The following is a 3,147-nucleotide window of genomic DNA, read 5'->3' on the forward strand; positions in this document are numbered from 1 at the left end:
ACTTCTGGGGGCACTTCAGCAGGGGCCGCCGTGTAGCGGGGCAGTTCCTCCAGGGCCAAGTTGAGCTTGTACACCGGGCCTGAGGTGCGGTAGTGCCGTTCTAGCCGGTCACGCAAGTCTGGGGGCAAAGAGGAGCAGAGCCGCAAAAAGGTGATTTGGGGATGGGCATTGGAGAGAACCGCCCGCGCCCGCACGGTTTCCCCCGATTCGAGGATAACCCCAGCGGCCTGCCCACTCTCCATCAAGATCTCCGCCACTGGAGCAGACGTGCGGATCTCCACCCCTAAGTCCAGAGCTGCCTTGGCCATCGCTTGGGTAATGGATCCCATCCCACCGCGCACATAGCCCCAGACCCCACGCGAGCCAATGGCCCGACCTACCGCATGGACTAGCCAAATGTAGGGCGTACCTGGAGTCATCGGCCCGGCAGAGGTGCCGATCAAAGATTGGGGAGCCATCGCCGCCTTGACTTGCTCCGACTCGAAGAATTCATCCAGGAGATCGGTGGTCGAGAGGAGCATGATGCGGCGGAAATCGTCTTCATAGCCAGCAGCTGCAAAGCGATCCGCCAGTTGCCCCAGTGAAATCGGCGGCTGCATCAAAGTTGGCTCCACCACCTCGTTCACCCGATCCCAAAACTCCTCCCAGCGGTCGTAGGCTTCCGCATCTTTGCGAGAAAACTTGGCAATTTCCGCTTTGCTCTTGGCACGGTTATCGGCATACAGAAAGAGGTGCTGCCCATCCGGGAAAGGCATGAAGTAGGAAGGTTGCTTGGCATAGACCTCAAAGCCATAGTCCGGCAGGCGCAGATCGCGGATGATCTCCGGGCGCAGCAAACTACAGGAATAGGAAGCCACCGACACGCGAAAGCCCGGGTGAATTTCTTCTGTAATGGCAGCACCACCAACGGTGTGATAGCGCTCCAGCACCAGCACTTTTTGCCCCGCTTTGGCCAAATAGCAAGCGCTCACCAGCCCGTTATGCCCGGCCCCAATCACCACTGCGTCGTAGCTCATCGACAATCCTTCTGCAAACGCTTCTCCACCCACAATACTCCTGCCAGCCAAGACTCGATCTGCCGGCAAGGGATCCCTGCCTTAACCGATGGAAAAAACCTGATCCAGACTCAACTCTCCAGCCCGGATCCCTGGGATCCCAACTTTTTCCTTGGGGGTGTAAGCCTCTCTTCTCTGGTAAACTCCCGACTCTATTGGCAAGCTGTACGTCTCTAGGCAGTTCTCTTGCAAGTTCAAGATCCAGTAGTTGGGGATCCCGGCTTTGGCGTAGAGTCCGAGTTTGACTTCCCGATCATAGGTAAGGGAAGAATCAGCCACTTCGATGATGAGATAGATGTCTTCGGGCTGAGGATGCCGAGAGCGGTACTCATCCTGCTGAAAGCGCACAATGGCAAAGTCGGGCTCCGGCTCGTGATTGGGGGGCAGTTGCACCGGATCCTGGGTGCGCACAATAGCTTGCTCCTGCACAAGGCCCACCAACAGTCGGTACAGGCGGCTACAGTAGGCGGCGTGCCTCTCCCCTTTCGTCATCTTTTGAACCAGGAGCCCGTCAATCAGCTCCAACTGATTGGGCCCTTCAATCTGTCCAGACTCAATCAGCCGATGAAACTCCTCAAAGGTATATCGCCTGATATAGGGATCCAATCGGGCGGCTAGAGTCATCGACCAAACTCATCAGACCCTAAACTTCATATCACCACTCTACCAACTCACAAAAAAGGGATCCCTGGACCAGCCGAGGGATCCCTATTCAGCAGGTTATGGGCTTGCTACCCCGACTGGGAAGCTGTCGAGGCGATAACAAAGGCCGCGTAGGTCAACACGTAACCCACCGTGAAGTGAGCCAGACCCACCAGACGACCTTGGACAATCGACATGGCCACCGGCTTGTCTTTCCAGCGGATCAGCTTGGCCAAGGGAGTGCGCTCGTGCGCCCACACCAAGGTCTCGATCAGCTCTTGCCAGTAGCCGCGCCAGGAGATCAAGAACATGAACCCGGTTGCCCACACCAGGTGGCCGAACAGGAACATCCAGGCCCAAACCGCCAGGTTATTCATCCCGTAGGGGTTGTAGCCGTTGATCAACTGGGCGGAGTTGGCCCAGAGGTAATCCCGCAGCCAGCCCATCAGGTAAGTGGAGTTCTCGTTGAACTGGGCAGTGTTGCCGCTCCAAACCCCAAGCTGCTTCCAGTGCCAGTAGAAGGTAACCCAGCCGATGGTGTTCAGCATCCAGAACATGGCCAGGTAGAAGGCATCCCAGGCGGAGATGTCGCAGGTGCCGCCTCGACCCGGGCCGTCGCAGGGGAAGCTGTAGCCAAAGTCCTTCTTGTCCGGCATCAGCTTAGAGCCGCGGGCATCCAACGCCCCCTTGACCAAGATCAAGGTGGTGGTGTGCAAGCCCAGCGCAATGGCGTGGTGCACCAGGAAGTCACCCGGGCCAATGGGCAGGAACAGGGATCCATTGGGATCGTTGATGGCCTGCAGCCAGCCCGGCAGCCACACGTTGCCGTAGTTGGGCCAAGCGGTAGAAGCAAGGCTGTCGGGGTTGGACAACAACACATCCATGCCGTAGATCATCTTGCCGTGAGAGGCCTGGATGAACTGAGCAAACACCGGCTCGATCAAGATCTGCTTCTCCGGCGTGCCGAAGGCCTGCATGACGTCGTTGTGGACGTACAGCCCCAGGGTGTGGAAGCCCAGGAACAGCGATACCCAGCTGAGGTGGGAGATAATCGCTTCCTTGTGATCCAGCACCCGCGCCAGCACGTTGTTCTTGTTGGCCTCAGGATCGTAGTCCCGCACCAGGAAGATGGCCCCGTGGGCAAACGCCCCCACCATCAAGAAGCCAGCAATGTACTGGTGATGGGTGTAGAGAGCCGCCTCCGTGGTGTGATCCATGGACATGAACACGTAGGGGTTAAGGGCGTACATGTGCTGCGCCACCAGCGAGGTCACCACCCCCAGACAGGCCAAGGCCAGAGCCAACTGGAAGTGCAGGGAGTTGTTGACCGTGTCGTAGAGACCTTTGTGGCCTTCTCCCAGCAGGCCTCCGAAGGGAGTGCCCTTGGGGGGGTTGTGGGCGCCAAGGATCTCCCGGATGCTATGGCCAATGCCCCAGTTGGTGCGGTACA

Annotated in this window: 2 protein-coding genes and 1 pseudogene; all 3 read right to left on the minus strand. The window is 58.3% G+C overall.

All coding sequences use genetic code 11. The features are described 5' to 3' along the window. A partial coding sequence (locus NW819_RS07855) for a phytoene desaturase family protein (RefSeq protein WP_414413419.1) occupies positions 1 to 1,016 on the minus strand: 1,016 nt, incomplete at its 3' end. Between the two features lie 81 nt (positions 1,017 to 1,097). Beyond that, positions 1,098 to 1,679: a Uma2 family endonuclease gene (locus NW819_RS07860; RefSeq protein WP_414413420.1), complete on the minus strand. Its 582-nt coding sequence runs from the start codon at positions 1,677 to 1,679 to the stop codon at positions 1,098 to 1,100. A gap of 107 nt (positions 1,680 to 1,786) precedes the next feature. Beyond that, positions 1,787 to 3,147 (minus strand): annotated as a pseudogene (psaB, locus tag NW819_RS07865) (photosystem I chlorophyll a apoprotein A2); the annotation flags it as partial.

This window comes from Synechococcus sp. R8-2 (assembly GCF_047461715.1).
Classification (GTDB): domain Bacteria; phylum Cyanobacteriota; class Cyanobacteriia; order Thermostichales; family Thermostichaceae; genus Thermostichus.